General features: G+C 67.6%; 18 protein-coding genes. 8 read left to right on the plus strand and 10 right to left on the minus strand.

Annotated features, from left to right (window positions below):
- Window positions 1–51: 51 nt before the first annotated feature.
- The 7 genes from AC3ENO_RS07980 to xseA are packed head-to-tail and all read right to left on the minus strand — an operon-like array spanning window position 52 to window position 6124.
- Entirely contained in the window at window positions 52–708 is a 657-nt protein-coding gene (locus tag AC3ENO_RS07980) for a response regulator transcription factor (protein ID WP_434970114.1), read from the minus strand.
- Window positions 705–1802 (minus strand): sensor histidine kinase, encoded by a 1098-nt coding sequence (locus AC3ENO_RS07985; protein WP_434970115.1) that lies wholly within the window; start codon window positions 1800–1802, stop codon window positions 705–707. Before AC3ENO_RS07985 ends, AC3ENO_RS07980 begins: the two co-directional genes overlap by 4 nt.
- A 46-nt stretch (window positions 1803–1848) precedes the next feature.
- Window positions 1849–3243 (minus strand): class II fumarate hydratase, encoded by a 1395-nt coding sequence (locus tag AC3ENO_RS07990; protein WP_434970116.1) that lies wholly within the window; start codon window positions 3241–3243, stop codon window positions 1849–1851.
- 50 nt (window positions 3244–3293) lie between these two features.
- A complete protein-coding gene (locus AC3ENO_RS07995; protein ID WP_434970117.1) occupies window positions 3294–3929 on the minus strand; it encodes a carbonic anhydrase in 636 nt (211 codons plus the stop codon).
- Window positions 3929–4570 carry a DUF4245 family protein gene (locus tag AC3ENO_RS08000; protein WP_434970118.1) on the minus strand — a complete coding sequence of 214 codons (642 nt, stop codon included), beginning with the start codon at window positions 4568–4570 and terminating at the stop codon, window positions 3929–3931. Before AC3ENO_RS08000 ends, AC3ENO_RS07995 begins: the two co-directional genes overlap by 1 nt.
- On the minus strand, window positions 4570–4818 hold the full coding sequence (locus AC3ENO_RS08005; RefSeq protein WP_434970119.1) for an exodeoxyribonuclease VII small subunit: 249 nt from the start codon (window positions 4816–4818) through the stop codon (window positions 4570–4572). The genes AC3ENO_RS08000 and AC3ENO_RS08005 overlap by 1 nt, the downstream gene beginning before the upstream one ends.
- 10 nt (window positions 4819–4828) lie before the next feature.
- Window positions 4829–6124: an exodeoxyribonuclease VII large subunit gene (xseA, locus tag AC3ENO_RS08010; protein ID WP_434970120.1), complete on the minus strand. Its 1296-nt coding sequence runs from the start codon at window positions 6122–6124 to the stop codon at window positions 4829–4831.
- A gap of 81 nt (window positions 6125–6205) precedes the next feature.
- Between xseA and AC3ENO_RS08015 the strand changes: the two genes are divergently transcribed.
- Window positions 6206–7225, plus strand: a complete 1020-nt coding sequence (locus AC3ENO_RS08015) for a 4-hydroxy-3-methylbut-2-enyl diphosphate reductase (RefSeq protein WP_434970306.1) — start codon at window positions 6206–6208, stop codon at window positions 7223–7225.
- Window positions 7222–7779 (plus strand): DUF6264 family protein, encoded by a 558-nt coding sequence (locus AC3ENO_RS08020; protein WP_434970121.1) that lies wholly within the window; start codon window positions 7222–7224, stop codon window positions 7777–7779. The genes AC3ENO_RS08015 and AC3ENO_RS08020 overlap by 4 nt, the downstream gene beginning before the upstream one ends.
- A 32-nt stretch (window positions 7780–7811) precedes the next feature.
- Here the strand turns inward: AC3ENO_RS08020 and fbaA are convergent, their stop codons facing one another.
- Window positions 7812–8843 (minus strand): class II fructose-bisphosphate aldolase, encoded by a 1032-nt coding sequence (gene fbaA, locus AC3ENO_RS08025; protein WP_434970122.1) that lies wholly within the window; start codon window positions 8841–8843, stop codon window positions 7812–7814.
- A gap of 182 nt (window positions 8844–9025) precedes the next feature.
- Between fbaA and AC3ENO_RS08030 the strand changes: the two genes are divergently transcribed.
- The 4 genes from AC3ENO_RS08030 (at window position 9026) to AC3ENO_RS08045 (ending at window position 11189) form a co-directional block, all read left to right on the plus strand.
- The gene (locus tag AC3ENO_RS08030; RefSeq protein WP_434970123.1) at window positions 9026–9355 is read left to right on the plus strand and encodes a DUF7882 family protein; all 330 of its coding nucleotides are present in this window, start codon (window positions 9026–9028) and stop codon (window positions 9353–9355) included.
- Between the two features lie 99 nt (window positions 9356–9454).
- A complete protein-coding gene (locus AC3ENO_RS08035) occupies window positions 9455–9808 on the plus strand; it encodes a hypothetical protein (protein ID WP_434970124.1) in 354 nt (117 codons plus the stop codon).
- Between the two features lie 99 nt (window positions 9809–9907).
- A complete protein-coding gene (glpX, locus tag AC3ENO_RS08040; protein WP_434970125.1) occupies window positions 9908–10897 on the plus strand; it encodes a class II fructose-bisphosphatase in 990 nt (329 codons plus the stop codon).
- Between the two features lie 67 nt (window positions 10898–10964).
- Entirely contained in the window at window positions 10965–11189 is a 225-nt protein-coding gene (locus tag AC3ENO_RS08045; protein WP_434970126.1) for a UDP-N-acetylmuramyl pentapeptide phosphotransferase, read from the plus strand.
- Here the strand turns inward: AC3ENO_RS08045 and AC3ENO_RS08050 are convergent.
- Together AC3ENO_RS08050 and AC3ENO_RS08055 are read right to left on the minus strand one after the other, a co-directional pair.
- Complete coding sequence (locus AC3ENO_RS08050; RefSeq protein WP_434970127.1) at window positions 11170–12507, minus strand: DNA recombination protein RmuC; 1338 nt, start codon at window positions 12505–12507, stop codon at window positions 11170–11172. The genes AC3ENO_RS08045 and AC3ENO_RS08050 overlap by 20 nt on opposite strands.
- 72 nt (window positions 12508–12579) lie before the next feature.
- Window positions 12580–13179: a 3'-5' exonuclease gene (locus AC3ENO_RS08055; RefSeq protein ID WP_434970128.1), complete on the minus strand. Its 600-nt coding sequence runs from the start codon at window positions 13177–13179 to the stop codon at window positions 12580–12582.
- An 83-nt stretch (window positions 13180–13262) separates the two neighbouring features.
- Between AC3ENO_RS08055 and ychF the strand changes: the two genes are divergently transcribed.
- Complete coding sequence (gene ychF, locus AC3ENO_RS08060; protein ID WP_434970129.1) at window positions 13263–14336, plus strand: redox-regulated ATPase YchF; 1074 nt, start codon at window positions 13263–13265, stop codon at window positions 14334–14336.
- Window positions 14337–14611: 275 nt separating this feature from the next.
- The gene (locus tag AC3ENO_RS08065; protein ID WP_434970130.1) at window positions 14612–14923 is read left to right on the plus strand and encodes a TetR family transcriptional regulator; all 312 of its coding nucleotides are present in this window, start codon (window positions 14612–14614) and stop codon (window positions 14921–14923) included.
- The last annotated feature ends 3 nt before the right edge of the window (window positions 14924–14926 follow it).

Here is a 14926-nt window from a genome sequence, read left to right on the forward strand (position 1 = left end):
CCGACCCGCCCCCGGCGACTCCCCAGACGCCGGGGGCATTCTCGTTGGTCGTCACTCCCAGCGGTAGCCTGCACCGCGGACGGTGGCGATGTGGTGCGCCCCGAGTTTGCCGCGAAGGTACCGCACATAGACGTCGACGACGTTCGAGCCCGGATCGAAGTCCATCTCCCACACGCGGCTGAGCAACTGTTCGCGCGAGAGCACTGTGCCGGGGCTGCGCAAGAATTGCTCGGCGAGGGCGAACTCCCGTGCTGACAGCTCGACTTCGCGGCCGCCGACCAGCGCTCGCCGGGAGAGCAGGTCCAGCGACACTTCGCCGTGAGAGATCTTCGTCCCGGGGCTGGTCGGCAACTCCCGAAGTCGGGACCGGACACGCGCGAGAAGCTCCTCGAAGGTGAAGGGCTTGCGAATGTAGTCGTTCGCGCCCGCTTCCAGGCCCTCCACGGTGTCCCGCGTGCTCGTGCGGGCGGTGAGCATGATGATGGGCACGGTGCCACCCTCGCGCCGGATCTGACGGAGGACGTCGAAACCGTCCAGCGTCGGCAGACCGATGTCCAGGAGCACCAGGTCGATGCCGCCCGCGCGCAGCAGTTCGAGCGCGGGCGGACCGTCGTCCACGATCACCGTCTCGTACCCCGCGGCGCGCAATCCGCGCGCCACGAAGGCCGATATCTGCGGCTCATCCTCGGCGATGAGAATCGTCGTCACCGGCTCCCCCCTTGGTGAATCACGTCATCGGCGCGTACCGGCGCCGGGTAGGCCGCGCCGCTGGTGTGCGGCACATGGATGGTGAACGTTGCCCCACCCCCGGGGCTGTCGCTCACCTCGCATCGGCCACCGTGGCCTTTTGCGATGGCGTCGACGATCGCCAATCCCAACCCTGATCCTCCTACACTACGGCGTCGCCCCGCGCGGTCGAAACGGCGGAAGATCCGATGCCTCATCGCCGGCGGGACACCGGGGCCGTGGTCGCGGACCCAGAGCCGAACCTCGACAGCATCCGTCTCGCTCCCGATTTCGATCGGAGTTGTCTCGGGGGAGTACTTCGCCGCGTTGTCGGCGAGCTGGAGCCACGCCTGCAGGAGGCGATCGGCGTCGCCCCGCATCCGTCCGGTCGCCCGCGCGGCGACACGCCAGTCGTGCCCGGGGATGACCGCGACCATGTCACCCATCCGCGCGGTGAGCACGGCCAGGTCGATGTCGCCGTGCTCGTACGTGTCGGTCTCGGCCGCCGCGAGCAGATCGATGTCCTCGACCAGACGGGAGAGGCGATCGAGCTCGGCGATCCCGATCGCCCGGGTCGCATCGACATCCGCCTGATCGAAAGCGTCCATGATCTCGAGGTGCCCGCGCACGATGGTGATCGGGGTCTTCAGCTCATGACGGACATCGTCCAGAAGCTGACGATGCGAGTCGACCGAACCTTCGAGTCGGTCGAGCATGGAGTTGACGGTCTGGGACAGTTCCGCGAGACCGTGCTCGCCGTCGGAGGGGAGCCGGCGGCTCAGATCGCCCAGAGTCATGCTCTCGGCGGCGGTCCGCACGCCCTCGATCGAACGGACGGCTGCGCCGACGACGTACCACCCGACGATCGCCACGATCCCGATCGCCACGAGCGATGCCGCGCCGAACACGACCATCGGAAGCAGGAGGTCATCGAGCCGCGCCGGATCGTTCCAGACACCGACCGCCTGAACCGTGAACGTGACGCCTCCGACAAGCGCGAGCGCGACAGCGCACGCCACCGTCGACCCCGTGACGATGCGACGCCGAGCAGTACTCGGCCGTTGCGACCGCGCCATGTCGTGATTATCGCGCGGCACTCGTGCCGAGCGCATCCACGCGCTGTCAGCCCGCGCGGGTCATCGACAGGAGGTCGAGCTTCTCATCGAGCTGCTCGAGGGTGAGCTCGCCCCGGTCGATGTAGCCCAGAGCGATGACCGCCTCGCGGATCGTGATGCCCTCAGACACCGAATGCTTGGCGATCTTCGCGGCGGCCTCATAGCCGATGAGCTTGTTCAGCGGGGTGACGATCGACGGCGACATGCCGGCGAATGCGGCAGCGCGCTCGACGTTCGCCTCGAGGCCGACGATCGTCTTGTCGGCCAGGACCCGAACCGTGTTCGCGAGCAGCCGGATCGACTCCAGAAGCGCGGTACCCATGACAGGGATCGCGACGTTGAGTTCGAAGGCTCCGGAGGCGCCCGCCCACGCGATCGTCGCGTCGTTGCCGATGATCCGTGCGCAGACCATGAGTGTGGCTTCGGGAACCACCGGGTTCACCTTGCCGGGCATGATCGATGACCCGGGCTGGAGGTCGGGGATGCGTAGCTCGGCCAGCCCCGTGTTGGGACCTGACCCCATCCAGCGCAGGTCGTTGTTGATCTTGGTCAGTGACACCGCGATCGTCCGGAGCGCGCCCGATGCCTCGACGAGCGCGTCACGGTTTGCCTGGGCTTCGAAGTGGTCCTTGGCCTCCGTGATCGGCAACTCGGTCTCCGCCACGAGGATCTCGAGGACCCGCTGAGGAAAGCCCAGCGGAGTGTTGATACCGGTGCCCACCGCCGTGCCTCCCAGCGGCACTTCAGCGACATGAGGGATCACCGCCTGCACCCGCTCGATGCCGAGACGGATCTGGCGCGCATAGCCGCCGAACTCCTGGCCGAGCGTGACCGGAGTGGCATCCATGAGGTGCGTGCGTCCGGACTTGACGACGCTCTTCCACTGCTCCGCCTTTTCCTCGAGCGCGACCGCCAGATGGTCCAGAGCCGGGATGAGGTCGTCGATGAGCTCCTGTGTGACGGCGACGTGCACCGATGTGGGGAAGACATCGTTGGAGGACTGCGACGCGTTGACATGGTCGTTCGGGTGCACCGTCTGGCCGAGGCTGCGGGATGCGAGGGTCGCGAGCACCTCGTTCATGTTCATGTTCGACGAGGTCCCGCTGCCGGTCTGGTAGACGTCAATGGGGAACTGGTCGGCGTGAGCGCCGCCGATGATCTCGTCGGCCGCGGATGCGATCGCGTCCGCGATCTGCGGATCGAGCGTGCCGAGGTCCTTGTTGGCAAGCGCGGCGGCCTTCTTGATGCGCGCCAGCGCGACGATCTGCGCGGGGTCGAGCGCGTCGCCCGAGATGGGGAAGTTCTCGACCGCGCGCTGCGTCTGCGCGGCGTAGAGCGCGTGCGTGGGGACCCGCACCTCGCCCATCGTGTCGTGCTCGATGCGGTACTCGATGTCAGTCACGTCCTTGTTCCTTCGCTTCGGTTCTGTCTGGGGCATCCGCCCCGCGGTGATCAGGAGTTCTCGGCGGCGCCCACGATGACGTCGGGTACCGCCGTCCCCTCGGAGAGTCGATAGTTCGCTCCGACGATCGCGAGCGTGCCCGCGGCCACGGCGTCGCTGATCAGCTCGGACGAGTGGAGGAGCTCGGCGACCGTGTCTCTCAGATGCTCGCGGCCGACCTCTTCGGCATCGACAGCGCCGCCCTCGGATGCTCGGATGACCCGTCGTACCGCGGGGACGATGGGGGCGATCTGCCGCCAGATGTGCGGGGGAAGTGAGGGAGCATCGACCGTCGTGGATTCGATGGCTGCCGCAACGGCGCCGCACTCGTCGTGGCCGAGCACGACGATCAGGGGAACCTCGAGCACCGCCACCGCGTACTCCAGGCTCCCGACGACAGAATCCGAGATCACTTGTCCGGCGTTTCGGACGACGAAGAGGTCGCCAAGGCCCTGATCGAAGATGATCTCCGCGGCCAGGCGCGAGTCTGCGCACCCGAACAGTGCGGCACGGGGGCGCTGGCCGCTGGCGAGTTCATGACGACGCTCGACATCCTGCCGGGGGTGGGAAGGATCTCCCGAGACGAACCGGGCGTTGCCCTGGCGCATCTCGTTCCACACCTCGGCGGGCGTCGCGGTCGGCGTCATCAGCTCTCCTCCCGGGCAGCGATGATCTGTTCGGTGAGCCCCTCGGCGACCACGCGCAGCGTTGCGGCATCCGTGGCGCCGTAGACGAGCACGGTGTCGTCGCCGAGCGTGGTGCTGATCGCCGCCGAGATGTTGCCCGCCCTCGCGGGGTCGGGGATGTCGTACTCCACCCATTCGACGCCGTCGATGACGATCGTGCCGGCCGGATCCGCGCCCGAGAGTTCCCGGGTCGCCCACGTCTGGTCGGCGCCGAATCCTTGCGCGACGCGAACGAAGCCGGCATCGCCATCGGGGACATACAGCACCGTCCAGGTGCGCGGGTCCTCGCCCGCGACTGTTGCGGAGGTGACCAGCCAGCTGTCGGGTACCGCTGGAACCAGCGCGGTCGACCCGTCGAGGGTCAGCGATACCTCTCGTGCCACCGCTTCGACATCGATCGGTTCCTGCGGAGCCGGCTCGCCGCGCGGCACCGCGAAGATGACGATCGCGACGACGCCGAGAGTGATGACGAGAGCGGCGATGAGATTGCGGAAGGTCTGGCTCGAGCGGTAGACACGCGAGGACTCGGCCTTGCGCGCTGCCGCCTCAGCGGCCGTTTCGGGTCGGCCGAGTTCGGCGACGATCCGTTCACGCTGCGCCATTACCCCTCGTTCCCGCTCTCGGTACGGCTGGATGATGCGCGCGCCGCATCCAGCCGTTCCTTCGCACCGACGAGCCACTGCTCGCACCGTGCCGCGAGCGCTTCGCCGCGCTCCCACAGTCGGAGTGACTCCTCGAGGGTTGGGGCACCCTGCTCCAACTCCGCGACCACGCGCACGAGCTCGTCGCGCGCCTGCTCGAAAGACAGGCCGTCGATGTCCCCCGAAGCGGAAGGGTTCGCGGCGGTCATGGACTCCATCCTAGAGCGGCGGATCGGGCGTGCTCGCCTCGGCGATCTCACCCGCGGAGCGGGCCGCAAACGATCCCCGTCCGACAGTGACCGTGACGTCGGAGCCGGGGGGTGCCTGCCCGGCGTCGCGCACGATGACGCCGCCAGCGAGGTGCGCGATCGCGTACCCGCGGGCGAGGGTGGAGGCCGGAGACAGCGCCCGTACCGCCGCCCGCAGCTCGGCGGTACGCCGGGACTGCGTCGCCACGGCGCGTTCCGCGTGATCGCGACCTCGCGCAACCAGCAGCTCGATGTGCTGGGCGCGCTGCGAGAGGGCATGCTCAGGATTGCGCAGCACAGGCCGGGAGCGCAGCTGTTCCAACTGGGAGATGTCGTGGGACAGTCGCTGCGTCACCCGCGTTCGCGCTCGACTGAGCAGCTGCGCCACCAGCGCTCGTTGTTCGGCGACATCCGGGACGACGCGCTTTGCGGCATCCGTCGGCGTGGACGCACGAAGGTCGGCCACATCGTCGAGGATCGGGTGGTCGTTCTCATGACCGATCGCGCTGACGATCGGGGTGGATGCCGCAGCGACGGCGCGCACGAGCCGCTCATCGCTGAAGCCGAGGAGTGTCTGTGGGTCGCCGCCGCCACGCGCGATGATGATGACGTCGACCTCGGGGTCGGCGTCGAGGGCCTTCAGCGCGGCGATGGTCTCGGGGACGCAGCGGTCGCCCTGGACTGCCGCGTAGCGCGTGCGGAACCGGACCCGCGGCCAGCGCAGCTCGGCATTTCGGTGGACGTCCTTCTCGGCATCGGAGTTCTCACCCGTGATCAGTCCGATCAGATGCGGCAGGAAGGGAAGCGGCCGCTTGCGGGCGGGATCGAAGAGGCCTTCGCCGCGCAGCTGGGCTCGCAGCCGCTCGAGCCGTTCCAACTGATCCCCCAGACCCACGTGCCGCATAGCCGACACGGCGAAACTGAAGTCACCGGTCCGGGTGAAGTAGTCGGCCTTGACGCACGCGACGACCCGATCGCCGACCGCGAGGTCGGACGGGAGTCGTTGGCGTGTGCTCGACCAGATGCGGATCGAGATCGTGGCGTCGGTCGTCAGATCTTTGATGCGCCCGAAGACGTTCCCGCCGCGAAGGTTCCATGACGTGATTTCGCCCTCGACCCACACCGAGCCCCACGTCTCGACGAAGCCGCGGATCGTCTCGCCGAGACGAGCGACCGACGTCGGAGACTGGGCGTTGGAGTCTCGGGGGTGCACCGAATCCGGGGGAGGGGACTGCCCAGGAACTGCCTCGGGCTGAAACGTCGTCATAGTCCCTCTCGGTTTCCCCGTCCCCGCTCAGACCACGCCCGTAGAATCGGAGCGATGAGCACTCCCGCGGTCCACATGCCCATGCCCCGCGTCCCGCGGCGCCGAGAGCGCCTCCAGGATATCCCGGTCGACCGACCCAAGCGGGTGCTGCTCGCTGCGCCCCGGGGATACTGCGCCGGCGTCGACCGTGCCGTGATCGCGGTCGAGAAGGCCCTGGAGCGGTTCGGCGCCCCCGTTTATGTCCGCAAGCAGATCGTTCACAACATCCACGTCGTGACCGAACTCGAGCAGAAGGGTGCGATCTTCGTCGACGAGGTCGACGAAGTGCCCGAGGGAGCTCACGTGGTCTTCAGTGCGCATGGCGTTTCCCCAGCCGTCGTCCAGTCCGCGGCGGACCGCCAGCTCCAGGCGATCGATGCGACGTGTCCGCTGGTCACCAAGGTGCATCGCGAAGCCGTGCGGTTCGCCCGCGATGACTTCGAGATCCTGCTCATCGGGCACGTCGGTCACGAAGAGGTCGAGGGGACCGCCGGCGAGGCACCCGAGCACATCACGGTCGTGAATTCGCCCGAGGAGGCCGACACTGTGCAGGTGCGGGATCCATCGCGCGTCGTGTGGCTATCGCAGACGACACTGTCGGTCGACGAGACGATGGAAACGGTACGTCGACTGCGTGAGCGTTTTCCCGAGCTGCAAGACCCGCCCTCCGACGACATCTGCTACGCCACGCAGAACCGCCAGGTCGCCATCAAGAAGGTCGCCCAGGACGCTGACCTCGTGATCGTCGTCGGCTCCGCGAACTCTTCGAACAGTGTGCGACTTGTCGAGGTCGCGCTGGAGTACGGTGCGAAGGCCGCGTACCGCGTCGACTATGCCGACGAGATCCGGCAGGAGTGGCTGGAGGGTGTCGCCAGCGTCGGCGTGACCAGCGGCGCATCCGTGCCCGAAGTTCTCGTTCAGCAGGTGCTGGAAGACCTTGCCTCGGCGGGCTACCGAGACGTGGCCGAGGTTCGTACGGCTGAGGAGGACCTGATGTTCTCGCTCCCCAAGGAGCTTCGCCAGGGTGCCGCCGGTCACCGGGGCGGGCGAGTGCGCGCATGAGCGAGGACGAGCGGCCGGAGCCGAGGTACGGCGTCTACGCGACTCCCGAAGAGCAGCGTGCCCGGATCCAGAAACCGGATGCGACGTGGTCGCTTGAGACCGGCGAATCGGTGACCGATGCCGCATCGGCGGCGTCCCCCGACCGTGCTGCGCCCGGGTCCGGCGCCTCGAGCGTCGGGGCGCGCTCCGGCGCGATCGATCGCATCGTCACGTTCGCGCTGCTGGCCTACGCGCTCGTGAATGTCGCGGTTGCGGCGCTGGCGCTTCTCGACTTTCCGCAGTACGCCGCCACGGTCTTCGAGGTGATGGGGATCCCCGGCGAGTACACGAATCTCGACGGCGGACGGGTCTGGGGGACTGCGGCGGCGATCTCGCTCGTGCTCGGCTACCTCATCACCGCGTGGTTTTCGGTGCGTCGCACGATGGCCAGGAAACTCGCGTGGTGGGTTCCGCTGGTCGGTGCGGTCGTCACACACGTGATCGTGGGAGCCCTTGCCGTCGTGCCGCTGATGTCCGACCCGGCGTTCACGGCGTACCTGTCCTCGATGGGGTGAGCGCAGGTACGCCGTGAACGGCGTACACGACCTCAGGCGCCGTGCGACTTGCCTGCCGACCCGAGCTGCTGCGTCGCCTCCACGACACGGGCGGCCATCGCCGACTCGGCGATCTTGCCCCACGCTCGCGGGTCGTAGGCCTTCTTGTTCCCGACCTCGCCGTCGACCTTGAGCACGCCGTCGTAGTTGCTGAACATGAAACCCGCGACCGACCGCGTGAACGCGTACTGGGTGTCGGTGTCGATGTTCATCTTGATGACGCCGTTGGCAACGGCCAGGGCGATCTCCTCATCGGTCGAACCGCTGCCGCCGTGGAAGACGAGATCGAGCGGCTTTGCCGAGGTGCCGAACGCGGCGGCGATACCCTCCTGGATCTCGCCGAGCAGCTCCGGCTTGAGCTTGACGTTCCCCGGCTTGTAGACGCCGTGGACGTTCCCGAACGTGAGCGCCGCGATCCAGCGCCCCTGCTCGCCCAGGCCGAGCGCTTCCACGACCTGCGTCACGTCGCCGGTGGTGGTGTAGAGGGCGTCGTTGGTGCCCTCGTGCTTGACGCCATCCTCTTCCCCGCCGACGACACCGATCTCGACCTCGAGGATCGCGTTGATGTTCTTGAGCCGCGGGAGAAGTTCCTTGGCGATCTCGATGTTCTCGGCGAGCGGCACCGCCGACCCGTCCCACATGTGGGACTGGAAGATGGGCTCGCCGCCTGCCTTCACCTGCTCTTCGGATGCCGCCAGCAGCGGAAGAACGAAGTCCTCCAGCGCGGGCTTCGGGCAGTGGTCGGTGTGCAGAGCCACGGTAATGGGGTAGTTCTTGGCGACTTCGGTCGCGAACTTCGCCATCGCCAGCGCGCCCGTTGCGCGCGCCTTCACGGTGTGGCCGGCGAAGTAGTCCGCGCCGCCGGTGGTGACCTGCAGGATGCCGTCAGAGCCAGCCTCTGTCAGACCCTGGAGCACCGCATTGATCGACTGCGAACTGGACACGTTGATGGCCGGATATGCGAACCCGCCCGCTTTCGCGCGATCGAGCATCTCGGCGTACTGGTCGGGGGTTGCCACGGGCATGAGTGCGCTCCTTGTCGGGGGGATTCACCTCGGTGGGGGTCACGGTCACTCTAGCGAAGCGCGTGCGCGCTCACGCAGACGGGAGCCGTGAGATTGATCGAGCCCGCACAGACGCTGAACCGGAACATGAAGGTTCTGCCATCTTGGCGCGAACTCGCCGCTCGACGCCTAGGGTGGCGCACATGGGAACTGTCTACTACGGAGGGTCGGCGACCCCGATCTACATCGATGACCTCGCGCTCGCGCATCTCAAGGTCGTGATCGCGACCAAGCTGCGCCGCGGCGAAAGTTTCACGGTGTCGTGGCAGCACCCCGATGATCAAGAACCCGGTCGCACCACGCTGTGGCTGCATCCGTCCATTCCGCTCCGGTTCGTGTTCGATGAGCCCGAGCCCCCGCCGCTGAGCCGCGAGTGGATCGAAGACCTCGCCAACTCCGCGAACTCCTCTGGCGGGATTCTCTTGGTCGCGCAGCACTTCGATGCGAAAAGCGAGCCCGTCGTGCGATCGTGAGTCGCGCGGTCGTGAGCCGTGCGGCCGGGTGATCGAGAGCCGACGGGGGCTCTGTCAAGGGGTGTGCGGACTGCGGCCGGCGGTTCTACCGTCACAACGGTGACTGATCCGAAGGAAGACGACCCCACCAGCCTACGCAACCAGCCCGCCATGCGGGAGGGTAGCGAGAAACGGTGGCTGATCGCCGGCGGCATCCTGCTCGTCGTTGCCGGAACCGTGTTCGCGTTCCTCATGCCGTTGCAGTTCGCCTCGGCGGGGATGGCGTTGGCGCTCCTGGTTGCCGGATACCTCGCGATGATCACCAGTGCGATCTACATCCGTTCGCCGCGGGCCAAGAGCATGACCCTCGCGTGGCTCATGGGCGCGATGGCGCTTTCGGCGGTCATCGGCCTCATCGTGCTGATCGCGCTCGAGTGGGCGGCGGGAGTCTCGAGCGGACACAGCGGCGCATAGCCGGCGCGCGGTTTCGCGAGCGGAAAGAACCGTGATTGTTGCGCGCGACGGCGCGCGAAAGAGGGCGGAGAGCGCAGGTGCCGTCGCTAGGGTGAAGGCATGGTGAGCCTGACCGCAGACATGAGCCCCTTGCATCCTGATCGGAACCTCGCTCTCGAGCTGGTACGCGCGACGGAGGCCGCCGCGATCAGATCCGTTCCCTTCATCGGCCGCGGTGCCAAGGAGGCCGCCGACGGGGCGGCCGTTGACGCGATGCGGGCCTTTCTCACGACGGTGAGCTTCGATGGCACGATCGTCATCGGCGAGGGCGAGAAGGACAACGCTCCCATGCTCTTCAACGGCGAGAGCGTCGGGAACGGGCGCGGCCCTCAGTGCGATGTCGCCGTCGATCCGATCGACGGGACATCCCTGACCGCGGCGGGACGCAACAACGCCCTTTCTGTGATCGCCGTGTCCGATCGCGGCACGATGCTTGACGCGTCCTCGGTCTTCTACATGGACAAGCTCGTCACGGGCCCGGCGGGCGTCGGCGTCGTCGACATCCGCCTGCCGATCGGTGAGAACATCCGGCTTCTCGCGAAGGCGCTGGGAAAGCCTGTCGACGAGATCGTGGTGTCGGTCCTCAACCGCCCTCGCCATGACCAGCTCATCGCTGACATCCGCGAGGCGGGGGCGGGCACTCGGCTCATGACCGACGGTGATGTCGCGGGCGGGATCAATGCGGCGCGCCATAACGCGCGCACCGATATGTGCGTCGGGATCGGCGGCAGTCCCGAGGGAATCGTGACCGCGTGCGCGATCAAGGCTCTGGGAGGACACATCCAGGGCAGGCTCTGGCCGCGCGATGACGACGAGTCGCAGCGCGCGATCGATGCCGGACTCAAGATCGGCGGGCACGTGTACGAGGCAGACGACATGGTGCAGGGCAGCAACACGATCTTCGTGGCGACCGGGGTGACCAACGGTGAACTCGTCGCCGGTGTTCGACGCGAGGGCGGTTATGTCTACACCGAGAGCGTCGTGCTGCGCGGGGCATCGGGAACACTCCGGCGCTTGTCTTCGGAGCATCTCGTGTCGAAATGGCTGTGATCGGCCGGCAGAGCTGTGATCGGCTGGCAGAATCGGGGGAGGCCGAACAGAAGCGAGGAGTGACGCGATGTCGACACCGCCGAGCGAGGACCGGAACCCGCGTACGGGTCCGCACACCGGGGCGCAGGCCGTGATCGCCGATGCCAGCGATCCCGCGCGACGACCCGACGTGTTCTTCCGGGTCCGTCGGCCGGAGGGTCACCAGCCGTCGGTGTGGTGGTCGATCGGCGCCTTCATCCTGGTGTCAGGCACCGTCATCGCGCTGCTCAGCCTCATTCCGGGCGGCGCGTAGGCGACTGGATCCGGCCGCGGATGTCGCCGAGATCGGCGGCGATGCGCACGCGAGTATCGGTGTCCGCAACGGTGCCGCCCGGTTCGTCGCCATCGCGGTCGTCAAGGAACTCGATCGCGGTCAGGTGACGCGGGGCCGACTCGATGGGGGCGGGTCCTGTCGCGGCATCCAGCTTCGTCTCATCGATGCCGGGGAACTTGCGCGCCGTGACGAGAACCCGAGACTCGAGCGTTCCTGCGAAGCGGTTGAAGGACTCGACAGTGCGCTCGATGGAGCGACGGAGATCGTTCGCGTGTGAGGCAAGGCCACCCAGACGCGCGAACAGCTCGTTGCCGAGATCGAACAGGCGACGTGCATCCGCGGTGACGTCCTGTTGGGTCCAGGTGTAAGCGACGGTCTTCAGTACGGCCCAGAGGTTGACCGGCGAAGCGAGGGCGACCCGCCTGCCGAACGCGTAGTCCAGCAGCGCCGGGTCGGCATCCAGTGCTGCCGACAAGAGCGATTCGCTCGGAACGAAGCAGATGACGAACTCCGGGCTCGAGGAGAGCCCTGCCCAGTAGGTCTTCTTCGCGAGCGCGTCGACGTGGGCTCGCACCGCCTTGACATGCTTGTCCATGAGCGTGCGCCGGGTCGCTGCGTCAGCGCCGGTTGCGGTGTCGGGGACGGCGACGGCCTCGAGGTACGCGTCGAGGGGGACCTTGGCGTCCACCGCGATCGCCTTGTCTCCGGGGAGCCGGATGATCATGTCGGGACGGCCGGTGCCGGCATCCGTGTCGATCGTCGACTGGATGTCGAAGTCGACGTGGCGTGTGAGACCGGCCGCTTCGACGACTCGGCGTAGCTGCGTCTCTCCCCACACGCCGCGCGTGCTCCCCGATCGCAGCGCGCTCGCGAGGCTCTCGGTGGTCGCACGCAACGCTTCGTCGGATTGCTGCGCCCGGCGCAGCTGCTCGGCGATCGTGCCGTACTGGCTCTGCCGCTCGCGCTCGAGCTCTGCGACAGTCAGCTGCATCGACTGGAGCGTCTCGCGTACCGGCTCCAGGGCGCGAAGCACCGACTGCTCTCGGCGTTCCCGTTCCTCGCGGGCTGCCTGATCGGCCCTCGTCTGTGCGATGAGCTCCCGGTACAGTTCCTTCTGCCCGTCGAGCTGCGCGAGCGCCGCCGAGTGCGCGGCTTCGGTCGCGGCGAGCCGCTCTCGGAGCGCGCTCAGCTGCACGGTTCCGCGCGCTCGCGCCCCTGCCGCGCCGAAGACCCACCCCGCGATGAGCCCGGCGAGCAGACTCCCGAGGATGATCGCCGACATCAGTAATGCGTCCATGTCGTCAGGATGCCGCGAGCCACCGACATCGTCGCCTCACCGCGCCGCGGCGTACTCCAGCCGGCCGGGGCCTCAGCTCAAGACCGTCTCGGTCGCTGCAGCAAACCCTTCCAGACGACCGAGCCGCACGCCGAGCGTCTCGGCAAGAGTGGTGATGTCGTGCGCACCCGCACGGCGCGCCGCGTCGATCGCGATGTGCGCGCACGCCACGGCATCCGCCGTCGCCTCGTGGTGCACAAAACCGGTGTATCCCGCCGCCGCCGCGGCAGCGGGCAGGCGATGAGAGGGGATGTCGTACGTGCGCCGGGACATCTGGACGGTGCAGGCGTAGACGAGATCGGGACACGGCGTCCCGGTCGCCTCGCACGCGCGGCGGATGACGCTCATGTCGAACCCGGCATTGTGCGCGATCGCGATGTCGCCTCCGATGAAGGCGACCACATCCGGAAGCTGCTGCGCCCACGTCGGGGCGTCGGCGACGTCCTGCTCGCGGATTCCGTGGATCCGGGTGTTGATCTCGAAGAATCGGTCATGGGGGAACGGGGGCCGGATGAGCCACCCCGCCGTTTCGACGACGACGCCGGCGCGCACGCGTGCCATGCCCACCGCGCACGCGGAGGCAGTACTGGAGTTCGCCGTCTCGAAATCGATAGCGGTGAAATCCAGTGGCACGGGTTCAGCTTCGCGCGCACCGCCGACATCCGCGCTCAGGCACGCCGGGGTCTGCCTGCCCCGCCCACGTAGACTGGTCCCTCGTGGCTCTCACCATCGGAATCGTCGGACTCCCCAACGTCGGCAAGTCGACCCTTTTCAACGCGCTGACCAAGAACCAGGTGCTCGCGGCGAACTACCCGTTCGCCACGATCGAGCCCAACGTCGGAGTCGTGAATCTGCCTGACCCGCGGCTGGCGACGCTCGCGGAGATCTTCGGTTCCGAGCGGATCCTGCCGGCTGCTGTGTCGTTCGTCGACATCGCCGGCATCGTGCGCGGGGCATCGGAGGGGGAGGGGCTGGGCAACCAGTTCCTCGCGAACATCCGTGAGGCGGACGCGATCGCGCAGGTGGTCCGCGGGTTCGCCGACTCCGACGTGGTCCATATCGACGGGGCGGTCGACCCCAAGAACGACATGGAGACCATCAACGCGGAGTTGCAGCTCGCCGACCTGCAGACCCTCGAGAAGGCGATCGTGCGCTACGAGAAGGAGGTCAAGGGCAGAAAGACCGAGCCGGTCGTGCTCGAGACCGCCCTGGCCGCCAAGGACGCGCTCGAGCGCGGCGCGCTGCTGTCGGCATCCGGCATCGACCTCGCCCCCATCCGGGAACTGGGACTGCTCACCGCCAAGCCGTTCATCTTCGTCTTCAACGTCGACGAGTCGGTGCTCACGGATGCCGCCCGCAAGGCCGAGCTCGAAGCCCTCGTCGCTCCCGCGAAGGCCGTCTTCCTCGACGCGAAGATCGAGTCCGAGCTGATCGACCTCGACCCCGAGGATGCCGCGGAGCTGCTGGCCTCGACGGGGCAGGAGGAGTCGGGGCTCGACCAGCTCGCCCGGATCGGCTTCGACACCCTGGGGCTGCAGACGTACCTCACTGCGGGGCCGAAGGAGGCGCGTGCCTGGACGATCGGGAAGGGCTGGAAGGCCCCGCAGGCGGCGGGCGTCATCCACACCGACTTCGAGAAGGGCTTCATCAAGGCCGAGGTCATCTCGTTCGCCGACCTCGTCGACGCGGGGTCGGTCGTCGAGGCCCGCGCGCGCGGCAAGGCGCGCCTCGAGGGCAAGGACTACGTCATGCAGGACGGCGACGTCGTGGAGTTCCGCTTCAACAATTGAGTTTCGCCCGGGCGAGAGTCCCCGGCATCCGCTCATGAACTTCGGAGAATGTCACCAAACTCGGAAGACTGCGCGTGAATCCTCCGATCTTGGTGACACTGTCCGAAGCTCGTGTCTGTCTGGTCCACCCTTCCCAGGTCGATGTCCGTGCCGGACTCGCCGCGCACCATGCTCCGGCCGGTATCAGCTCGCCCCGGCCTCTTCGGCAATGCCAGCGCACGAGGGACGGCGCGGGCATCGAGCAGCAGCCAGGCCAGGATGACGGTGTTCACGCTGTGACCAAGGCCCTGTCCGACGAGGATGCCGCGGCCGACCTGGCGGACAAGGTCCGGCTCGATGCCACCAGCATGCGGAGGGTCGCGGACTCGCTCAGGGTCACGGCGACGGCGCTTTACAAGCACGTCGCGAACCGCGAAGAGTTGATCGGTGGCATGCTCGACCGGCGCGTGGCGAGAATCGATGTGCCCGCAGGCCGCGTTCCCTGGCAGAACGCGCTGCGGGCGCGCATCCGGTCGCGGCGTGCGACGAGGATGCAGAGTCGCGTTTGCGCCGGATCTCCTCATCGACCGATTCGCGAGAATGCATGAGCA

The organism is Microbacterium sp. bgisy207 (genome assembly GCF_057706855.1).